Origin of the sequence: Phocaeicola coprocola (genome assembly GCF_041333015.1) — a bacterium.
Lineage (GTDB): Bacteria > Bacteroidota > Bacteroidia > Bacteroidales > Bacteroidaceae > Phocaeicola > Phocaeicola coprocola.
This window is the reverse complement of sequence record NZ_JBGKGM010000001.1, coordinates 1,375,977-1,395,600: the sequence shown is the minus strand read 5'-3', so window position 1 is coordinate 1,395,600 and position 19,624 is coordinate 1,375,977. Positions and strand designations below refer to the sequence as shown.

The 19,624-nt window shown below is 41.1% G+C and carries 14 protein-coding genes; 3 read left to right on the top strand and 11 right to left on the bottom strand.

The window, feature by feature from the left end:
- Positions 1-11 precede the first annotated feature (11 nt).
- Positions 12-1,106 carry a tryptophan--tRNA ligase gene (gene trpS / locus ACDG22_RS05820; RefSeq protein WP_022125987.1) on the bottom strand — a complete coding sequence of 365 codons (1,095 nt, stop codon included), beginning with the start codon at positions 1,104-1,106 and terminating at the stop codon, positions 12-14.
- Positions 1,107-1,234: 128 nt separating this feature from the next.
- Here trpS and carB point away from each other — a divergent pair, with 128 nt between their 5' ends.
- Positions 1,235-4,459, top strand: a complete 3,225-nt coding sequence (gene carB / locus ACDG22_RS05815; RefSeq protein WP_270230148.1) for a carbamoyl-phosphate synthase (glutamine-hydrolyzing) large subunit — start codon at positions 1,235-1,237, stop codon at positions 4,457-4,459.
- A gap of 129 nt (positions 4,460-4,588) precedes the next feature.
- Here the strand turns inward: carB and ACDG22_RS05810 are convergent, their stop codons facing one another.
- Positions 4,589-5,149, bottom strand: coding sequence for a sugar O-acetyltransferase (locus tag ACDG22_RS05810; protein WP_007570062.1), 561 nt, complete (start codon positions 5,147-5,149; stop codon positions 4,589-4,591).
- A gap of 18 nt (positions 5,150-5,167) precedes the next feature.
- Positions 5,168-5,683 carry a TlpA family protein disulfide reductase gene (locus ACDG22_RS05805; protein WP_177593673.1) on the bottom strand — a complete coding sequence of 172 codons (516 nt, stop codon included), beginning with the start codon at positions 5,681-5,683 and terminating at the stop codon, positions 5,168-5,170.
- A 124-nt stretch (positions 5,684-5,807) separates the two neighbouring features.
- On the opposite strand from ACDG22_RS05805, the gene yaaA reads away from it, so the two are divergent.
- Entirely contained in the window at positions 5,808-6,572 is a 765-nt protein-coding gene (gene yaaA, locus ACDG22_RS05800; RefSeq protein WP_007570059.1) for a peroxide stress protein YaaA, read from the top strand.
- An 85-nt stretch (positions 6,573-6,657) separates the two neighbouring features.
- On the opposite strand, the gene mutL is transcribed toward yaaA, so the two are convergent.
- The 7 genes from mutL to guaB form a co-directional block, all read right to left on the bottom strand.
- Positions 6,658-8,544 carry a DNA mismatch repair endonuclease MutL gene (gene mutL, locus ACDG22_RS05795; RefSeq protein WP_022125990.1) on the bottom strand — a complete coding sequence of 629 codons (1,887 nt, stop codon included), beginning with the start codon at positions 8,542-8,544 and terminating at the stop codon, positions 6,658-6,660.
- Between the two features lie 12 nt (positions 8,545-8,556).
- Positions 8,557-8,853: a hypothetical protein gene (locus ACDG22_RS05790; protein WP_007570054.1), complete on the bottom strand. Its 297-nt coding sequence runs from the start codon at positions 8,851-8,853 to the stop codon at positions 8,557-8,559.
- A gap of 4 nt (positions 8,854-8,857) precedes the next feature.
- The gene (locus ACDG22_RS05785; RefSeq protein WP_007570052.1) at positions 8,858-10,573 is read right to left on the bottom strand and encodes an OstA-like protein; all 1,716 of its coding nucleotides are present in this window, start codon (positions 10,571-10,573) and stop codon (positions 8,858-8,860) included.
- A gap of 15 nt (positions 10,574-10,588) precedes the next feature.
- The gene (locus tag ACDG22_RS05780; RefSeq protein WP_270230147.1) at positions 10,589-11,962 is read right to left on the bottom strand and encodes a peptidylprolyl isomerase; all 1,374 of its coding nucleotides are present in this window, start codon (positions 11,960-11,962) and stop codon (positions 10,589-10,591) included.
- Positions 11,955-12,818 (bottom strand): peptidylprolyl isomerase, encoded by an 864-nt coding sequence (locus ACDG22_RS05775; protein WP_270230146.1) that lies wholly within the window; start codon positions 12,816-12,818, stop codon positions 11,955-11,957. Before ACDG22_RS05775 ends, ACDG22_RS05780 begins: the two co-directional genes overlap by 8 nt.
- A 46-nt stretch (positions 12,819-12,864) precedes the next feature.
- Positions 12,865-14,226 carry a peptidylprolyl isomerase gene (locus ACDG22_RS05770; protein ID WP_270230145.1) on the bottom strand — a complete coding sequence of 454 codons (1,362 nt, stop codon included), beginning with the start codon at positions 14,224-14,226 and terminating at the stop codon, positions 12,865-12,867.
- 146 nt (positions 14,227-14,372) lie between these two features.
- Complete coding sequence (gene guaB, locus ACDG22_RS05765) at positions 14,373-15,848, bottom strand: IMP dehydrogenase (RefSeq protein ID WP_007570043.1); 1,476 nt, start codon at positions 15,846-15,848, stop codon at positions 14,373-14,375.
- A 359-nt stretch (positions 15,849-16,207) separates the two neighbouring features.
- Here guaB and ACDG22_RS05760 point away from each other — a divergent pair, with 359 nt between their 5' ends.
- The gene (locus tag ACDG22_RS05760; protein ID WP_177593661.1) at positions 16,208-17,341 is read left to right on the top strand and encodes an acyltransferase family protein; all 1,134 of its coding nucleotides are present in this window, start codon (positions 16,208-16,210) and stop codon (positions 17,339-17,341) included.
- 69 nt (positions 17,342-17,410) lie between these two features.
- Here ACDG22_RS05760 and recQ read toward each other — a convergent pair whose 3' ends face one another.
- Entirely contained in the window at positions 17,411-19,594 is a 2,184-nt protein-coding gene (gene recQ, locus ACDG22_RS05755) for a DNA helicase RecQ (protein ID WP_177593660.1), read from the bottom strand.
- Positions 19,595-19,624 lie beyond the last annotated feature (30 nt).

Below are 19,624 nucleotides of genomic sequence, written 5' to 3'. Positions count from 1 at the left end.
TAACCGGATTTTTATTCCTGTCCAAAGCGTTTTGCCTGCTCTTCAATTAAAGCAGCATCATCAAAATAATTGATTTTCATAGCACGGCGGACTTCATCCATTGTCTGAGCAGCAGTTTCACGAGCAACTTCACATCCTTTTTTCAACATATCATAGACAGCCGGAATATCTTTCTCAAACATTTTACGACGTTCGCGTATCGGAGTCAGTTCTTCCTGCATAATAGCAGCCAGGAACTTCTTCACCTTCATATCTCCCAGTCCTCCACGAGTGTAATGAGCTTTCAGTTCATCCAAGTTCGGATAATCGGGCAGGTAACGTTCAAAATGTTCAGGACGGCAAAAAGCATCCAGATAAGTAAATACGCAGTTTCCTTCGAGTTTTCCCGGATCGCTGACTTTAATATGAGTAGGATCTGTATACATACTTTTTACCTTCTTTTCTACTTCATCGGCCGAATCTGAAAGATAAATGCAGTTTCCTAATGATTTACTCATCTTAGCCTTACCATCCGTTCCCGGCAAACGCATACAAGCAGCATTATCCGGCAGAAGAATTTCCGGTTCAACCAATGTTTCTCCGTAAATATGATTGAATCGACGAACGATTTCTCTTGTTTGTTCAATCATCGGTTCCTGATCTTCACCAACAGGCACTGTAGTAGCCTTGAAAGCAGCAATATCAGCAGCCTGACTGATAGGATAAGTAAAGAAACCTACCGGAATGCTTGTTTCAAAATTACGCATCTGAATTTCAGTCTTTACTGTAGGATTACGCTGCAATCGAGAAACAGTCACCAAATCCATAAAATAGAAACTCAATTCATAAAGTTCCGGAATTTGCGACTGAATAAAAATAGTCGACTTAGCCGGATCAAGTCCCGCAGCAAGATAATCCAAAGCCACTTCGATTACATTCTGACGTACTTTTTCCGGATTATCAATATTATCAGTCAAAGCCTGTCCGTCAGCTTCGAAAACAAATATTTTATCGTAGAGTCCCGAATTCTGAAGTTCCACACGACGACGTAATGAACCTACATAATGTCCGATATGCAGTTTCCCGGTAGGACGGTCGCCGGTAAGTATAATTTTCTCCTTTTTCATTATTAAATTTTTGATAATTATTAATTAGCAGCAAAGATAAGCAAATCCTTTGTTTTCTTCAAAATTAATTGTTTCTTTGCATATATAAGATATTGAGAGAACAACCAATAAATCTATTAATAAACACCATGAAGAAAGAATTAAAGAAAGTCCTGGTACTCGGATCAGGCGCACTTAAAATCGGCCAAGCCGGAGAATTCGACTATTCAGGCTCGCAGGCATTGAAAGCCTTGCGTGAAGAAGGCATCAGCTCTGTATTAGTAAATCCTAATATTGCTACTATCCAAACTTCGGAAGGCATTGCCGACCAAGTATATTTTCTACCGGTTACTCCCTACTTTGTAACTGAAATCATCAAAAAAGAACGTCCCGACGGTATTCTGCTTGCTTTTGGAGGTCAAACAGCCTTGAACTGCGGTACAGAATTATACCAGACAGGAGTATTGAAAGAATATGGCGTACAGGTACTGGGAACATCGGTAGAAGCTATCATGTATACCGAAGACCGTGATTTGTTCGTCAAAAAACTGGATGAAATAGAAATGAAAACTCCAGTCAGCCAGGCCGTAGAAAATATGGAAGATGCGCTGGCCGCAGCACGCAGAATCGGTTATCCGGTTATGATCCGTTCGGCATACGCATTGGGCGGACTGGGTAGCGGTATTTGCCCGGACGAAACTAAATTTATTGAATTAGCAGAAAGTGCTTTCACATTCTCTCCACAAATATTGGTAGAAGAATCACTGAAGGGATGGAAAGAGATAGAATTTGAAGTAATCCGTGATGCAAACGACCACTGCTTTACAGTTGCAAGCATGGAAAACTTCGACCCGCTGGGTATTCATACAGGCGAATCTATCGTAGTCGCTCCTACTTGTTCACTGACTCAAGAGCAGGTGACTATGTTACAGGATTTGTCTAAGCAATGTATCCGACACCTGGGAATTGTTGGAGAATGTAATATCCAATATGCTTTCAATGCCGATACAAACGACTACCGTGTAATTGAAGTAAATGCCCGCCTCAGCCGTTCTTCTGCTTTGGCATCAAAAGCCACAGGATACCCGCTGGCATTCGTCGCAGCCAAAATAGCATTGGGATATACACTCGACGAAATCGGTGAAATGGGTACCCCGAACTCAGCGTACGTAGCTCCTTCACTCGATTATTTAATCTGCAAGATTCCACGTTGGGATTTAGCCAAATTTGTCGGTGTATCACGCCGCATCGGCTCCAGTATGAAATCTGTAGGTGAAATCATGTCAATCGGACGCTCATTCGAAGAAATCATCCAGAAAGGACTTCGTATGATCGGACAAGGCATGCATGGCTTTGTAGGCAACGACCACACACGTTTCGACAATCTGGACGACGAGCTTGCCAACCCGACCGACTTGAGAATCTTCGCCATTGCTCAGGCTTTGGAAGAAGGGTATGATATCCAGCGTATTTACGACCTGACCAAAATAGATCCTTGGTTCATCGGAAAATTAAAAAACATTGTTGATTACAAAGTTAAACTGCAATCATACAATTCATTGGAAGAACTTCCAGCAGAAGTCTTGAAAGAAGCAAAAGCGCTGGGATTCTCTGACTTCCAGATCGCACGTTTCGTATTGAAACCAACCAGCGGCAACATGGAAAAAGAAAACCTTGCCGTACGTGCATATCGTAAAAAACTAGGCATCCTGCCTGCCGTGAAACGCATCAATACTGTTGCATCCGAACATCCGGAACTGACAAACTACCTCTATATGACGTATGGAGCAGACGGATATGATGTAAACTATTACAAGAATGAAAAGTCAGTTGTAGTACTTGGCTCTGGTGCTTACCGCATCGGTTCATCTGTAGAATTCGACTGGTGTTCGGTCAATGCTATCCAGACAGCACGCAAGCTGGGATATAAGTCCATCATGATCAACTATAATCCGGAAACAGTTTCTACCGACTACGATATGTGCGACCGTCTATACTTCGATGAACTTTCGTTCGAACGTGTACTCGATGTAATAGATCTGGAACAGCCTCGTGGCGTTATTGTATCTGTAGGAGGACAAATTCCGAACAACCTTGCCATGAAGCTTTATCGCCAGTCTGTTCCTATCCTGGGAACTTCTCCGATTTCCATCGACCGTGCCGAAAACCGTAACAAATTCTCCGCTATGCTCGACCAGCTGGGTATTGACCAGCCTGCATGGCAGGAATTGACAAGCCTGGACGATGTTAAGACATTTGTTGCAAAAGTCGGTTATCCGGTATTGGTTCGTCCATCGTACGTACTGAGTGGAGCTGCCATGAATGTATGTTATGACGAAGAAGAACTGACTCGTTTCTTGCAAATGGCAAGTGAAGTATCGAAAGAATATCCTGTAGTTGTTTCACAGTTCATGCAGGAAACCAAAGAAATCGAATTCGATGCAGTTGCACAAAACGGTGAAGTTGTAGAATACGCCATTTCTGAACACATCGAATATGCCGGTGTACATTCTGGTGATGCTACACTTGTATTCCCTGCCCAGCAGATCTATTTCTCTACGGCACGACAAATCAAAAAGATAAGCCGTCGTATTGCCCAAGAACTTAATATATCCGGACCATTCAACATTCAGTTCTTGGCACGTAAGAACGAAGTGAAAGTAATCGAGTGTAACCTGCGTGCATCTCGTAGCTTCCCGTTTGTATCCAAGGTTCTGAAACGCAACTTCATCGAGACTGCTACCCGTATCATGCTGGATGCACCGTATACCCGTCCGGACAAATCGGCATTCGATATCGACCGCATCGGAGTTAAGGCTTCTCAATTCTCATTCGCACGCTTGCAAAATGCCGACCCTGTACTAGGAGTAGACATGTCGTCTACCGGAGAAGTGGGATGCTTGGGTGACGATTTCAACGAAGCATTGCTCAATTCTCTGATAGCAACCGGATACAAGATTCCAAAACAATCTATCCTGTTGTCTTCGGGAGCAACCAAATCGAAAGTAGATTTACTGGATGCAAGCCATATGTTAAGCAAAAACGGTTATCACATTTATGCTACAGCGGGAACTGCAACCTTCCTCAATTCACACGGAATCCCTACCACACCAGTATTCTGGCCAGATGAACGTCCGCATGCAGAAAACAACGTGATGAAAATGATAGCCGAACATAAGTTTGACCTGATAGTCAACATTCCGAAAAATCACTCTAAACGTGAGCTGACAAACGGTTATCGTATCCGTCGTGGTGCAATAGACCACAATATTCCGTTGATGACCAATGCACGTCTTGCTAAGGCATTCATCGAAGCCTTCTGCCAGATGAAGCAGGAAGATATCCAGATAAAGAGCTGGCAAGAATACAAATAAAATTAAGTTGTGCAGCCATTGAATATGCTCTGAAAAGTTATATACACTATAACTGACAAATAAAAAACAGCCATATCAGACTCATAATTCCATTGAGTGATGACATGGCTGTTTTTATTGATTGTACTATTATTCTTTGCTATCCAATCTCCTCTTCACTATTGCCGGATTACCTACCGCTAAGCTATCAGATGGAACATCCTTTGTCACCACACTGCCAGCCCCGATGATACAGCGGTCTCCGATAGTTACTCCTGGAAGAATTATGGCTCCTCCACCTATCCAGCAATCCTTACCAATCGTAACCGGATATGAATACTCTTTCGAAGCACGACGCTCACGATAATCGATAGGATGATGCGGAGTGTATATTTGTACGTTAGGGGCAATCAGGGTATAGTCACCTATCGTAATATAAGCCCCGTCCAGAAAAGTACATCCGGCATTCACAAATACATGTTCGCCCAGCCGTATTCCATGCCCATGGTCGCAATGGAAAGGAGGCATAATGACAGATGTTTCAGGAATACCCGGTATTAAATCCTCCAAAACCGTACGATAATCATCGTCGTAAGTCGACATGGTACGGAACTTAGCCAACAGTTTCTTACAATGACGGAAGCTGTCTTGCACTTCGGGAGCACTGAAATCGGCAAGCAGGCCGCTACGCATTTTCTCTATCTCATTCATGGCATCTTGGCAAATAAATTATTTCAAAGCTTCTTCGATAGTATCCATCAGTTTCTGAAACTCTTCCGGAGTATACCCGGTAGAAGTATAAATCAGTTTACCATCCTTACCAAACAGATAAGCGCGGGGAATACTCTGGTCGGCAAACAGCGAGAATACTTCACGTTTCGGATCAGGATAAAGCGGGAAAGTAAACTTTTTACGCGCATTGTATTTGGTCAGGTCTGCATCTGTATGTTCACGTCCAATTACCAACAAACGGAAATTCTCGTTATCTTTATATTTCGGATAAAGCGTGCTTTGCACTTCTGCAAGCTCTTTCTGGCACGGTCCGCACCAAGTAGCAAACAGACTTACCAGCACCACCTTCCCTTTCAAATCGGAAGGAGTCACTTGTCCGTATACATCCGAGTTTAATGTAAACTGAGGCATTGTATCGCCTATCTTTACCTTTTCCACACTATTTTGAGCATGAGCTCCCACAAAAAACAGCATCAGAGCCATTATCAGGCCACCGATTTTCAACGATTTCATCATATATTATCAGAATTAAATAAAACAATCCTATCTATCGTCAACAAATATATGTCTTTTCCGAACAAAAACCCTTGCAGAAATGTATCTTTGTAATGAGATTTAACAAAAACAGCAACAGCTTATGATGATTTATATTTCGTGTGCCAAGACAATGACTGCACGCAGCCGCCAGCAAGTTCCCTATACGACTGTTCCCTATTTCGAAAAAGAAGCTCACGAAAATGCCATGCACATGGCACAGTTCAGTACCGAAGAGTTGACCCGCTTACTGCGCATAAACAATAAGCTGGCAGCCGAAAACGTGCTCCGCTATCATGACTTTTTATCTCCCGATGCCCCTTCGCTTCCGGCACTGCTGGCTTATACAGGGATTGTATTCAAACGCCTCAATCCAAAAGATTTCACAGAAGAAGACTGGAAGTATGCGCAGCAGCATCTGTTTATCACTTCTTTTCTCTATGGATTATTGCGACCACTGGATTTAATCAAGAATTACCGACTGGAAGGCGACGTACGCATGCCCGAACACGGAGATATCACGATGTTCGAATACTGGCGACCTTTGCTGACAGAATATTTCATAACCGAAATAAAAAAACAGGGAAATCTCCTGATAAATCTGGCAAGCGCCGAAATGAAGGATCTGTTCCATTGGAAAGAGGTTACTCGAGCTGTAGAAGTTGTAACACCGGAGTTCATGGTATACAAGAATGGCAAACCTACGACAGTAGTTATTTATGCTAAAATGTGCAGAGGAGAAATGACCCGTTTCATTCTAAAAAACCGCATAGAAGATATAGAATCACTGAAAAGTTTCGAATGGGAAGGCTTTACGTTCGACGAAGCGTTAAGTCAGGATAATCGTCTGATTTTCACTTTAAAATAAAGCAATAAAAAAACTTGCGCATATTTTATAAAAAACATGCGCAAGTTTTATCTAAAACATCCTGAAGTTTTTCAAAAACATCAGGTTATTTGAAAAGTTTCTCCAGATCATCTTCTTTCAATACAGAAAGTACCACTTTGCCATCAGGTGTATAGTTAGGTGTAGAAACAGCAAAAAGCTCATCTACCAGATTATTCATTTCTTCATTTGTCAATACCTGTCCCGGCACGATAGCCGCAGCTTTTGCCAGTGACAGAGCCAACATACTTTGTACTTCTTCCTTTACTTTACAACCTTTCTCGATTGCCGTTTGTACCATATTTGTTACCAATGTTTCCGGATTCAGTCCTTCAATACCAGCCGGAATTCCATTAATAGCATACGAACCTCCTCCAAGATTGCTAAGTTCAAAGCCCAATGCTGTCAGGTCATCCATAATCTCCTCCAATACAGGTATTTCTGCCGGAGAAAAATGTACCATATCTGGAAACAACATACGCTGTGATACGTTTCTCCGATTTGCGATCTGATTCATGTACTGATCGTACAAGATACGGATATGCGCACGCTGCTGATCAATGATCATCAGCCCGGATTTGACAGATGTCAGAATATAGCTTCCCTTATACTGATAGTGTTGCGCCGACTTTTCGGCTATCGCTCCCTCAGCATGTTCATCATACAGCATTGGTTCCGGCTGTTGTTCAGGTTCACTCCAAGTTTCATCAGGTATAGGAGAAGCAGGCATATCCCACGAAGATGAACCCTTTTTCTCCAGTCCTTGAAACAGAGGCTCCCATTCTACATGCTGCTTCTGATAAGAAGAAGGTGAATATTGTGAAGGAGGAACCGATGAAACATTAAACGGATTATACGACGGATCGTACGATGTAGAAGGAGGACGAACTCCCGAAACCGGAGCAGCATCGAAAGCCGGAATATCAGGCATACCTTCCGTATCAAAATCAATAGAAGGAACTGCATTAAACCGACCTAGGGTTTCCTTTACTGCCGCCGACAGGATCTGCCAGATAGGCTGCTCGTTCTCAAATTTTATTTCAGTTTTTGTAGGATGAATATTTACATCAATATTTGCCGGATCGACATCAAAATAAATGAAATAAGAAACTTGTTCCCCTACAGGAATAAGGTTTTCATAAGCATCGACTACCGCCTTATGGAAATAAGGATGACGCATGTATCGGCCGTTGACAAAAAAGAACTGACGGGCTCCTTTCTTACGTGCCGTTTCTGGCTTTCCGATAAATCCATGTATCTTCACCATGCTGGTTTCGATATCAAGCGACAGCAAATCCTGATTCAGCTTCTTCCCGAATACTCCCATAATACGCTGGCGTAACTGAATAGCCGGAAGGTTTAACATCTCCGTATCATTATGATGAAGTGTAAACGATACTTCAGGATTGACTAAAGCAATACGTTCAAATTCCGTAATGATATTGCTCAGTTCTGTCTGATTGGATTTCAGGAACTTACGGCGGGCTGGAATATTGAAGAAAAGGTTTTTAACTGAAAAATTACTTCCGTGCGGACATGCCACCGCTTCCTGGCTCTCTACTTTGGAACCAGAAATGCAAATACGAGTACCCAGTTGCTCTCCTTCCTGACAGGTACGAAGTTCAACCTGAGCTACTGCTGCGATAGAAGCAAGCGCCTCTCCACGAAATCCCATGGTATGAAGAGCAAACAAATCGGCTGCCTGACGTATTTTTGACGTAGCATGACGCTCAAAAGCCAGACGTGCATCTGTTTCCGACATACCCTTTCCATCGTCTATCACCTGAATACAAGTCTTGCCTGCATCAGTTATCAAAACGTCTATGTGATGTGCTCCGGCGTCGATGGCATTTTCAACCAACTCCTTTACCACAGAAGCCGGGCGCTGTATCACTTCGCCCGCCGCAATCTGGTTGGCTACGGAATCGGGCAACAAACGGATTACATCGCTCATAACATGAAAAGTTTAAAAAGTAAATTCTCCAGTCACCAAATAGTGCAAAATATATGCAAGTACAGCTATTGCCACAAATATGGTAGCATAACTCAAAGGCTTACGTCCGCTTTCTTTACGGCGTTTCAGATAAGTTGTACCTTCGATAAACTTACCCCGTATATCTTCGGGAGAAAATTCCTTAGGGGGAAGCATACCCAGGTCACGCTTTGCGTTTTCCTCTATCTTCTGTAATTTTTCTTTTCGTTCGTCCACGTAAATATACTCATGGTGATATGCACGTGGTTTTCTCATCGTAAACATTCCCATAGCGCTACTCCTTTTTGGTTTCAAATAAATGCTGGTTTGGCAATTCTACCGGTCCACGTACGTTCTTCTTCAACTGGTCTTCCACTTTCTTGCTTCTCCAGTTGAATATATCTTCCTTGTTCAGCGGACGTATATAGTCGAACCATACAAAATTCTGCAACTTATCAGTTCCCGAAGGAATCTGAGTGATAGGATAAAGTGTACCGTTCGATTTTGGACTCATCACCATTTTCTCCAGTTTCTGATTCTCCAGATAGATATCCAGCTTACTTGTTTCGGATACATTCATACCAATCAGCGTACTGTCCGAGTCCATCGGATAATAAACCACACGTACCGATCCGATCACTTCTGTTTTGTACATCTGGCGGTCACGGAAATATGCCTTCATTTCCTTTCCTGTTACCTGATTGTATTTCGTCGTATCCAACTGTTCTACAGATAAAGCCTGATTGATGATATGTGCCCAGTCGATAGTACTGTCATTCATATAAATACATATTTTCTCTCCTACCAGCTGCTGACTTTCATTCCATAAAATCGGATCACGATACATTGTCAGACAACTGTCTTTTGACGAGAAGACCAATGAATCGGCCACTCCTTGTACATCGGTACGGTAAAAACGAACTTTATGGAAAGCACGCATTTCGCGGAACATTGAATCAGTATCCAGATGGAAAGTTTCCATCAGCAGTGTATCTCCATGCAAGAACAAACTATCTCCCTGAGAATAGTCGATGGCAACGGCCTTATCGGTAGCAAACGCATATCCTCTTTTTTCATTATAAAAGCCGTATTCTCCCGTCATCATATTCTTGTTAATGGTATCGGTCAGTACCATATTACGGAATGCTTCACCCAATCCTTCGTTACGGTCATAAAACAAAGAGTCACCCGTCAGTTGTTTTCCCTCGTTTGTAAGAACTGAACGATCCAGCAGATATGCTTTTCCCGTCATCGTATTGTAAGTACCACGTTCTGAGTAGATATGGTTATTGTCACTCAGAATATCCGAAGGACCGACAATATTTGCCACCTTACTTGCCGTATTATATTCCAGTGTATCAGAAGTCAGTGTAAACTGAGGGTTTACCAGTTTCACATTATAATTGAAGACAGACTGCTTAGTACCGGGATTATACTCTCCCCACTCCGAAGTCAGCACATTTTGCTCATCCATCAAGGTTCCTCCGTCGAAGAAATATCCCAGATTATACACACGGTCATAATTCAAGCTATCTGTCAGCAAGGTCGTATTACGATTCTCCATACGCACATTCATACGTACTTCAGCTATCTGTGTATTACCATCGTAATACAAGCGGTCGCCATACAAGAAAAGCGTATCTCCCTGATTCATCTTCACATTGCTGAATGCCTCAAACGAACTGATCTTATCGTAATAATAAGCACTGTCGCAATACATATACACACTGTCGTGACGGAAAACAACATTTCCCACCACAACCTGAGCATCCGGATTTCGGGAATCCTTACGCAACAAATCGGAATGTATCAGATAAACTTTACTTTTCGCCGGCTGTTTTTGAGGAGTGGCCTCTCTCTTTCGTACTTTAGTCGTATCTTCCGAAGTCTTCTTCACACGACTCTGTACAGGTTTTTGTGCCAGCAAACAAAAGCCGAACAGGCATAGGATACCTGCTAAAAGCATCCTATGCCCGCCAAATATATTTCTTTTACTTTTCTGTTTCTGCATATATGAATGTAAGTATCAGTTCTTAATCCATCCCGAATATTTGAAATCACAGTTTCTCCAGTCAGGATTAATACGTACATAAGTATTCTTCTGTTTTTCAACGATCCATTTCTGAAGCTTTTCTTCACTTCGTTTGGCAGTTACCATAGCCTTCAGGCGCTGATAGTCTTCAGTTATAGTAGCCTTATGTCCGTCAATACGATTTTTCAGTTTTACGATTGCACAGACTTGTTTTCCTTTAGAATTGATCATAGTAAAAGGTTTCGAGATTTCACCAATCTGCATATTCTCTACCACCTTTGCCACATCCTGTGAAATCAAGCCGGCCAACTGCTGCATTTCGAAACGTGAAGTGCTGCTCTGCGGATTGGCCAGCAATCCATGGTTATTACGTGTATCTTTATCTTGAGAAATCCATGTTGCAGCATCATCAAAAGTAAATTTATTTTTACGGATATCATCTGCAATAGAATCCAGACGTGCCAGCGCAGCATCAATATCTTTCTGGTCTACCTTCGGACGCAACAAAATATGGCGATAGTTTACACGGTCACCTCGCTTTTCTATCAACTGAGCAATGTGATAACCAAATTCTGTTTCGAACACCTTCGATACTTTCTTTGTATCAGTCAAGTTAAAGACCACATTCGCAAACTCCGGCACCAATTCACCACGTCCGGTAAATCCACCTTCTCCTCCACGACGTGCTGTTCCAGGGTCTTCTGAATAAAAACGTGCCAATGTAGAAAATGAGGTTTCTCCCTTGTTCACACGGTCGGCATATTCACGCAACTGTGATTTTACACGTTCTATTTCTTCTTCTGAAATTTTAGGTTCCTGAGTAATAATCTGTACCTCTACCTGAGTAGGAATAAACGGAATACTATCTTGGGGCAACTTGCTGAAATAGTTGCGCACTTCAGCAGGAGTCAGCTTAATATCACCGACAATTTTCTGCTGCATCTGTACTACCGTCTTCTGACTTTTTACATTTTCGCGCAACATCTCGCGGATCTGAGTATACGATTTGTTATAATATTCCTCCATTTTTTCTTTCGATCCAATCTGGTCGGCCAGCCATGCTATACGCTGCTCTACCTCTTGAATCACTTCTTGATCGGAAACCATCACACTATCTATTTCTGCCTGATGCAAATATAGTTTCTGTATGGCAAGCTCTTCGGGTATCACGCAATATGGGTCACCATCGAAATGACGGTTTTCATACTGAGCATTCAATCGTTCGTTTTCCACATCCGACTTTAAAATGGCCTCATCGCCTACTACCCAGACTACCTCGTCTATCACATTGTTCTGTGCATAAACCGAAACACCGGCAAGCAGCAAAAGCATGCATGCATAAAACTTAATAAACTTAAACTTATTCATTGTTCGGATTCAAATAATAAATTATGTCTTTATCGTCTGAAGCTTCCTTATATAAATCATCCTTCATACGATTGATAAACTCCACACGCTTCAGATTAATTAGTATTTCTTTTATTTCACTCTTTGCATATTCTAATGGCAACTGTTGTCCGGCAGGCAGAAAGTTTTCTACATGAAGGAAATAACAATAAGCCGTATCGCGCACTTCTACATTGCGATTACAATTCAAATAATTGGCATCCGTATCAATGGCTTTCAACGGTATTTTGGCTGCAATTTCGGAAACAGGAATCCAGCGATCATAAAAATAATCATAACTCACAGCATTTCCTATACTGAATTTTTCCAGTTTGTCGATAGCGTCCTGAGTGTTTTTCTTATACCAGGCACGTACATTATTCAAATGCTGTGCACTGATTGGCACTTTCATAAACAGTCCCTGCACGTAAGGCTGATTGGCAGAAAACATTCCTGTATTCTGGTTATAATACTGCTCTATTTCAGCATCCGAAATTTCATTTCCCAGCTTTTGATTAACCAGCTCTTCCTGATAAGTATGCATTATCAGTGCTTTTCTGTAAGAAGCAACCAGTTCATCTACTTTCACGTTATCAGGAATGTTGCCTTCTGCTTTCTTATACAAAAGTACATCCTTTATCCAATTATGAATATATTCTTCAGCAAACCGAGCACTATCCTGTCCTCGCATACCGACAGGCATGGCCGCCTGCAAATCTTCCTTGTACAAGAACTCATGACCGACTTCCACCAAAGGAGTCTTTCCTTTATGGTCTACCGCCTGACTGCATCCTGCTAAAGTCATCAGTCCTACAACGAAGATACTGAATTTACCCATTATTAGCCTTATTACTCTGAATCAGTGAACGAAGATACAGTATTAATTAATTACTTCCGCAACAATTAACTGTTTTTAAAACGTCTTGCTCTATTTCTACCCCAAAATGTTGCATTAACGAAGTAAGCAGACCTCTTTCCTGCTCTCTTCGATAGTCAATCTCCACTTCTTCACGAACATCCGAATACTCTTCGGGACCTTTCTTCAGTTTTTTTCCAAAGACACAGATATAAGGATATTTTTTCTCTTTCGGCAAACTTCCACACTTAAAAGCCAGCTTGTCGACATAGGCATTTTTTCCAATTTGGAAGAGTCCGGCTTCCATTGTCGCATTCATCGTAGAATCTGCTTTTACTAGATTACGGAAACTTTCTTCCCACTGAGCGAATGGCTGTTTCTTCAAGTATTTCTTTATGCGAGAAGCTGTTTTTTTATTGGCACACTGAATCACAGCCCCTCTGAAATGTGGAAACTCCCATGTATAATATTTTTTATTTTGAAGAAAGAACTGTTCCAATTCCTGTGGCGTAACCTCCCGAGGCAAAGACGAGCTATGCAATTTATCCCAAAAAGAAGCCAGCAGCTTATCTTCTGCATCTGTCATACACAAACGTATAGCATCGTTATGCAACGCTCCTTCTCTCCACTGTGTAAATAAATCGTGCTTCAAGGCAGGATGATCCGCTCCTAAGCGTTCCATATAAGCCAACAGATAAGGACGTGCCTCTTCATAACTGATACAAGGCTTTGTATCGGTAAGCCTGATAATATGGACACCTAACGGTGAAAAAAAAGGTTCAGAAAATTCATTTTTTGAAAGAGAAGCCAAACCGTCGGCAAACTCCTGAAGAAGTTCCACTACTGGAATCCATGTTCCTCCCTCCGGCTGACATAAAAAAGAAGTAAAATCTGCCCCGCTCTTCAACTTCGCATAAATCGAATCCATACGGTTACGAGCCGCACGCTCATCAGCCTTAGGCGCATGTTGTGACAACAAAATAGTTATCTGTTCTATTTTGACCCAACCGCTTTTTGAGAGTCTCTCCACACTCTGTCGGTATAAATCACGGCAAATACGTTCTTCCTGTTCTTTATCTAACAGTACATTCTTCAGTAGTTCACCTCTCATCACCTTACAGTACTGCCTGAAAGCAGGTAACGTATCGCAACCAGACTGACGCATATCAGCAGCTTTCAGCTTTCGGAAAAGAAAATCATCGAAAGCTTCATTCACCGATTCTGTCTGGCATTTTCCGGCAAGACTATGTTTACAATAAAATTCAAACTCCTGTTTGGCTACGGTTCGTCCACCGATACGCAATAAGATATCAGACCGCTCGGCCGCAAACGAAAAACAAGGTATGAAAAGCCACGAAAGCCAAAGAAGTTGTCTTATGAGTTTTATCATTTTAAGTAACAGTTGAATACAAAAACGAATGCAATAATACAAAATTCACCACAGACTTCATCAGCCGGCAAACACAATAAACGTTAACCTGACAATAAATGAAGTCTGTGGTGATAAATATTCTATAATGATAGAATCATCCAGCCTTACTGAGGACGGCTATAGTTAGGAGCCTCACTGGTAATAGCAACATCGTGCGGATGGCTCTCCAGTACACCAGCATTTGTAATACGGGTAAACTTAGCATTATGCAATTCTGTAATATTATGAGCACCACAATATCCCATACCTGCACGCAATCCGCCTACCAACTGGTATATAACTTCATACAAGGTTCCTTTATAAGGTACACGGGCAGCAATACCTTCTGGCACTAATTTCTTCACGTCATTAGTTCCAGCCTGGAAATAACGGTCCTTTGAACCATTTTCCATTGCTTCCAATGATCCCATACCACGGTATGATTTAAACTTACGTCCGTTGAAAATAATTGTATCACCCGGTGATTCTTCTGTTCCTGCAACGAGTGAACCAATCATTACACTGTAACCTCCGGCAGCCAATGCCTTAACAACATCACCAGAATAACGCAAGCCACCATCAGCGATCAAAGGAACTCCAGTACCTTCCAATGCTTTTGCAACATCATATACAGCAGTCAACTGCGGAACTCCTACCCCAGCTACTACACGTGTAGTACAGATAGAACCCGGACCGATACCAACCTTCACAGCATCTGCTCCAGCCTCAACCAACATCTTGGCTGCTTCGCCAGTAGCAATGTTTCCTACAACAATATCAATATTCGGGAAAGCTTTCTTTGCTTTTTTTAATTTTTCGATAACAGACAACGAATGTCCATGTGCAGTATCGATAACAATGGCATCTGCACCAGCATTTACCAATGCTTCCATACGTTGTAAAGTATCAGCAGTAACACCAACACCGGCTGCAACACGTAAACGTCCTTTAGAGTCTTTGCAAGCCATTGGTTTGTCCTTTGCCTTTGTAATGTCTTTATAAGTAATCAAGCCAACCAACTTACCGTCTTTACCAACTACAGGCAGCTTTTCAATTTTATTTTCTTGCAGAATTCTGGAAGCAGTTTCCATATCCGTTCCAGGCTCAGTAGTAACAATGTTTTCCTTCGTCATTACTTCATCGATACGCTTTGTCATATCTTTTTCAAAACGAAGGTCACGGTTTGTAACAATACCTACCAGATAGTTTTCATCATCTACAACAGGAATACCACCGATTTTGTATTCTGCCATCAAGTCAAGAGCGTCTTTTACAGTAGAGCCTCTCTTGATAGTTACAGGATCGTAAATCATACCATTTTCGGCACGCTTCACAATAGCTACCTGACGAGCCTGCTCTTCTATAGACATATTCTTATGAATAACACCGATACCTCCTTCACGAGCAATGGCAATAGCCATTTGTGCTTCGGTAACTGTATCCATAGCAGCAGTTACAAAGGGAATTTTTAATTCAATGTTACGTGAAAACTTTGTCGTGAGTTCGACAGCTTTAGGTAATACCTCAGAATAGGCCGGGATTAGCAATACATCATCGTAAGTCAATCCGTCCATTACAACTTTATCTGCAATAAATGACATAGGGCTTTATGCTTTAGATTTTATTGCGTGCAAATATACAAATTTTATTCAAATCAGAAAGTAGGATTAACATCTTTTTTTATTTACAACCATACCCTGATAACTCTGGAACAACGCTTAAAAATAAGAAACAGAATTACATAAAACGACTTACAATTTATACCAAAGTCCAAGAACCTATCAACAGACACAATCCGACAAAACAATAATCCGCAACGCCATACTGTTCTTTTTCGTCTAAGCAGATGACAGAATAAAAAGACTATTTTAGCCACTTATTGTCTATATTATTTGCTAGAAGTTGTCTATCTTTGTCCGCTGTTGAATAAAAATCTTTTATAACGCAGTAAAAAATAACTATGAACACGCAAACCACTTATCTTGCATCGAAGCCTCATTACGAAATTCTTGACGGGCTTCGAGGAGTAGCTGCCATTATGGTCATTATCTTTCATTTATTTGAAACTCACTCACTAGGGAATCACTTGATACAAATTATCAATCATGGATACCTTGCTGTTGATTTTTTCTTTATGCTTTCAGGATTTGTAATAGGCTATGCCTATGACGACCGATGGGATAAAATGACATTAGGAACATTCTTTAAGCGACGCATCATCCGCCTGCACCCTATGGTCATCATGGGAAGCATCGTTGGAGCTGCACTTTTCTATTTCCAGCAATCATCTTGCTTTCCACAAATAGAACATACACCAGTAGGGGCATTATTGTTAATTATGCTACTGGGATGTACATTACTTCCACTTCCTTTGAAATGGGATGTACGAGGATGGACAGAAATGCATCCATTGAATGGCCCAGCATGGTCGTTGTATTATGAATATATAGCCAATATTCTCTATGCCCTCTTCATACGTCGTTTCAACAAAATAGCTCTTACTGTTTTAGTCGTTATTGCAGCTTGCTTTACAGTATATCGCAGTCTGACAGCCCCAATGGGTGATATGGTAGGTGGATGGGCACTAAACTGGGAACAACAATATGTAGGCTTTGTACGATTAATGTATCCTTTTTTTGGAGGATTACTCTTATCCCGACTTGGATGGTTGATACGAATTAAGAAAAGAGCCTTTTGGTATTGTGCTCTGATTATTATCGTCATATTATCAATTCCCCGTCTAGGAGGTGAAGAGCATTATTGGATGAACGGACTCTATGAATCATTCTGTATCATCTTCATATTCCCTATAATTGTTTCCATGGGAGCTGGTGGTAAAGTAACAGGCAAATACTCCAGCCGTATTTGCAAATTTTTAGGAGATATTTCATACCCCATTTATATCACTCACTACCCTCTGATATATATTTATACTGCCTGGGTATGTAATAACAATGCAACAATCACGGAAGGAATTCCTTATATGATACTTGTTTTAGTAGGAGCAATTGCCTTGGCATATGCCTCTCTGAAACTATACGACGAGCCTGTTCGTCGCCGACTTACAGAATGCTTTCTGAAAAAGACGAAATAAAAATAACGAACCGTGGCAGTAAACTTGCTGATTGCTTACTGCCACGGTTAAAATTAAAATGAGCTACTATTAATTTGCCATTTCCGAGATAAATTTGATACGAACCAGACGAATTTCTTCTTCGGTATAATCAGCTCCTAATTCATCCATCGCGTCATCTATCTTATCTGTTGTCGACTCTTTGAAGTAATCATAAATATCAAGCATATGATCTTCATCCATGACATCATTCAAGAAGTAGTCGATATTCAATTTTGTTCCTGAATAGACAATAGCTTCTATTTCATCAAGCAATTCATTAAACTCAATACCTTTTGCTACTGCTATATCATCTAAAGCAACCTTACGGTCAATACTCTGAATAATCGAAACTTTCAGTTTTGATTTATTAGCAACAGTACGAACACGCAAGTCTTCCGGACGATCTATCTCATTTTCTTCGCAATGCTTTTTAATCAACTCGCAGAATTCCTGTCCATAACGTTTAGCTTTTCCCGCACCTACACCCGGAATGTTCTGCAATTCTTCTAATGTTACCGGATATATAGTAGCCATAGCCTCCAATGAAGGATCCTGGAAAATTACATAAGGAGGAACGTCGAGCTTTTTCGACATTTTCTTACGCAAGTCTTTCAACATAGAGAATAGAACCGGATCAACAGCACATGAAGCACCACTTCTCATCGGAACTTCTTCTACATCTTCATCATCAAAATCAGCATCTTCTACGATCTTAAATGATTTCGGCTTTTTCAAAAACTTATGGCCTTCTGGAGTAACTTTCAGTAAACCATAATTTTCAACGTCTTTACTCAAATAACCAGCTATTAAAGCCTGACGAATGACAGCATTCCAAAGACGTTCATCCTCACCCATACCAGAGCCGAAGACTTCCAGATCTTCATGTTTATGCGCCAATACTTCCGACGTTTCCTTTCCTAAAAGGATGTCAACTATATAATCTTGTTTAAAATTTTCTTTTACTGCAATGATTGTTTCAATCACTGCACACAACGAATCCTGAGCCTCCACTTGTTTTTTCGGATTTAAACAGTTATCACAATTACCACAATTATCTTCAGTATATTCTTCTCCGAAATAATGCAATAAAATCTTTCTACGACATAATGACGACTCAGCATATGCTGCTGTTTCCAACAACAATTGCTTTCCAATTTCTTGTTCTGAAATAGGTTTACCTTGCATAAATTTTTCCAACTTTTGCAAGTCCTTATTCGAATAGAAAGTGATACACATACCTTCTCCACCGTCACGTCCTGCACGTCCTGTTTCCTGATAATATCCCTCTAAGCTTTTCGGAATATCATAATGGATAACGAAACGTACATCTGGCTTATCGATTCCCATACCAAAAGCGATTGTTGCGACAATCACTTCAATATCCTCTTTCAGAAAAGCATCTTGATTGGCATTACGAGTAGCCGAATCCATACCTGCATGATACGGACGAGCCTTAATACCATTAGCCTGAAGGATTTCTGCCAACTCTTCCACCTTCTTACGACTCAGACAATAAATAATGCCTGATTTTTCCGGGTTCTGTTTAATAAAGCGAATAATATCCTTATCCACATTATTTGTCTTAGGACGTACTTCGTAATACAGGTTAGGACGATTAAATGAAGATTTAAACTCCGTCGCACCTACCATTCCCAAGTTCTTCTGAATATCCATCTTCACTTTAGGAGTAGCCGTCGCCGTCAAAGCAATAACCGGTGCTTTACCGATTTCATTGATAATAGGACGGATGCGACGATATTCCGGACGGAAGTCATGTCCCCATTCAGAGATACAATGTGCTTCGTCAATAGCATAAAAAGAGATCTTCACATGTTTCAGAAAATCTATATTTTCTTCTTTTGTCAGCGATTCGGGAGCAACATATAATAATTTTGTTTTCCCAGCCAGAATATCAGACTTTACCTGATCTATCGCCGATTTTGTAAGCGATGAGTTAATGAAATGCGCCACTCCATCTTCTTCGCTGAAGTTTCGCATAGCATCAACCTGATTTTTCATAAGAGCAATGAGCGGAGATATAACTATAGCCGTCCCTTCCATTAACAAAGAAGGTAACTGATAACACAACGACTTACCACCACCGGTAGGCATTAAAACAAAAGTATCCTTCCCGGCTAGTAAGTTGCTAATTATAGCTTCTTGATTTCCTTTAAATGTATCGAAACCAAAATACTTCTTCAACTGTTCCGCTAAATTAATCTTTTCCGCCATTGTCCTTTTATTTTAGTGATTTTCTAATTC

What these genes read in the sequence shown, in the direction of transcription:
- trpS (WP_022125987.1), bottom strand. Translation starts at nt 1,106, where the DNA reads ATGAAAAAGGAGAAAATTATACTTACCGGCGACCGTCCTACCGGGAAA.
- carB (WP_270230148.1), top strand. Translation starts at nt 1,235, where the DNA reads ATGAAGAAAGAATTAAAGAAAGTCCTGGTACTCGGATCAGGCGCACTT.
- ACDG22_RS05810 (WP_007570062.1), bottom strand. Translation starts at nt 5,149, where the DNA reads ATGAATGAGATAGAGAAAATGCGTAGCGGCCTGCTTGCCGATTTCAGT.
- ACDG22_RS05805 (WP_177593673.1), bottom strand. Translation starts at nt 5,683, where the DNA reads ATGAAATCGTTGAAAATCGGTGGCCTGATAATGGCTCTGATGCTGTTT.
- yaaA (WP_007570059.1), top strand. Translation starts at nt 5,808, where the DNA reads ATGATGATTTATATTTCGTGTGCCAAGACAATGACTGCACGCAGCCGC.
- mutL (WP_022125990.1), bottom strand. Translation starts at nt 8,544, where the DNA reads ATGAGCGATGTAATCCGTTTGTTGCCCGATTCCGTAGCCAACCAGATT.
- ACDG22_RS05790 (WP_007570054.1), bottom strand. Translation starts at nt 8,853, where the DNA reads ATGGGAATGTTTACGATGAGAAAACCACGTGCATATCACCATGAGTAT.
- ACDG22_RS05785 (WP_007570052.1), bottom strand. Translation starts at nt 10,573, where the DNA reads ATGCAGAAACAGAAAAGTAAAAGAAATATATTTGGCGGGCATAGGATG.
- ACDG22_RS05780 (WP_270230147.1), bottom strand. Translation starts at nt 11,962, where the DNA reads ATGAATAAGTTTAAGTTTATTAAGTTTTATGCATGCATGCTTTTGCTG.
- ACDG22_RS05775 (WP_270230146.1), bottom strand. Translation starts at nt 12,818, where the DNA reads ATGGGTAAATTCAGTATCTTCGTTGTAGGACTGATGACTTTAGCAGGA.
- ACDG22_RS05770 (WP_270230145.1), bottom strand. Translation starts at nt 14,226, where the DNA reads ATGATAAAACTCATAAGACAACTTCTTTGGCTTTCGTGGCTTTTCATA.
- guaB (WP_007570043.1), bottom strand. Translation starts at nt 15,848, where the DNA reads ATGTCATTTATTGCAGATAAAGTTGTAATGGACGGATTGACTTACGAT.
- ACDG22_RS05760 (WP_177593661.1), top strand. Translation starts at nt 16,208, where the DNA reads ATGAACACGCAAACCACTTATCTTGCATCGAAGCCTCATTACGAAATT.
- recQ (WP_177593660.1), bottom strand. Translation starts at nt 19,594, where the DNA reads ATGGCGGAAAAGATTAATTTAGCGGAACAGTTGAAGAAGTATTTTGGT.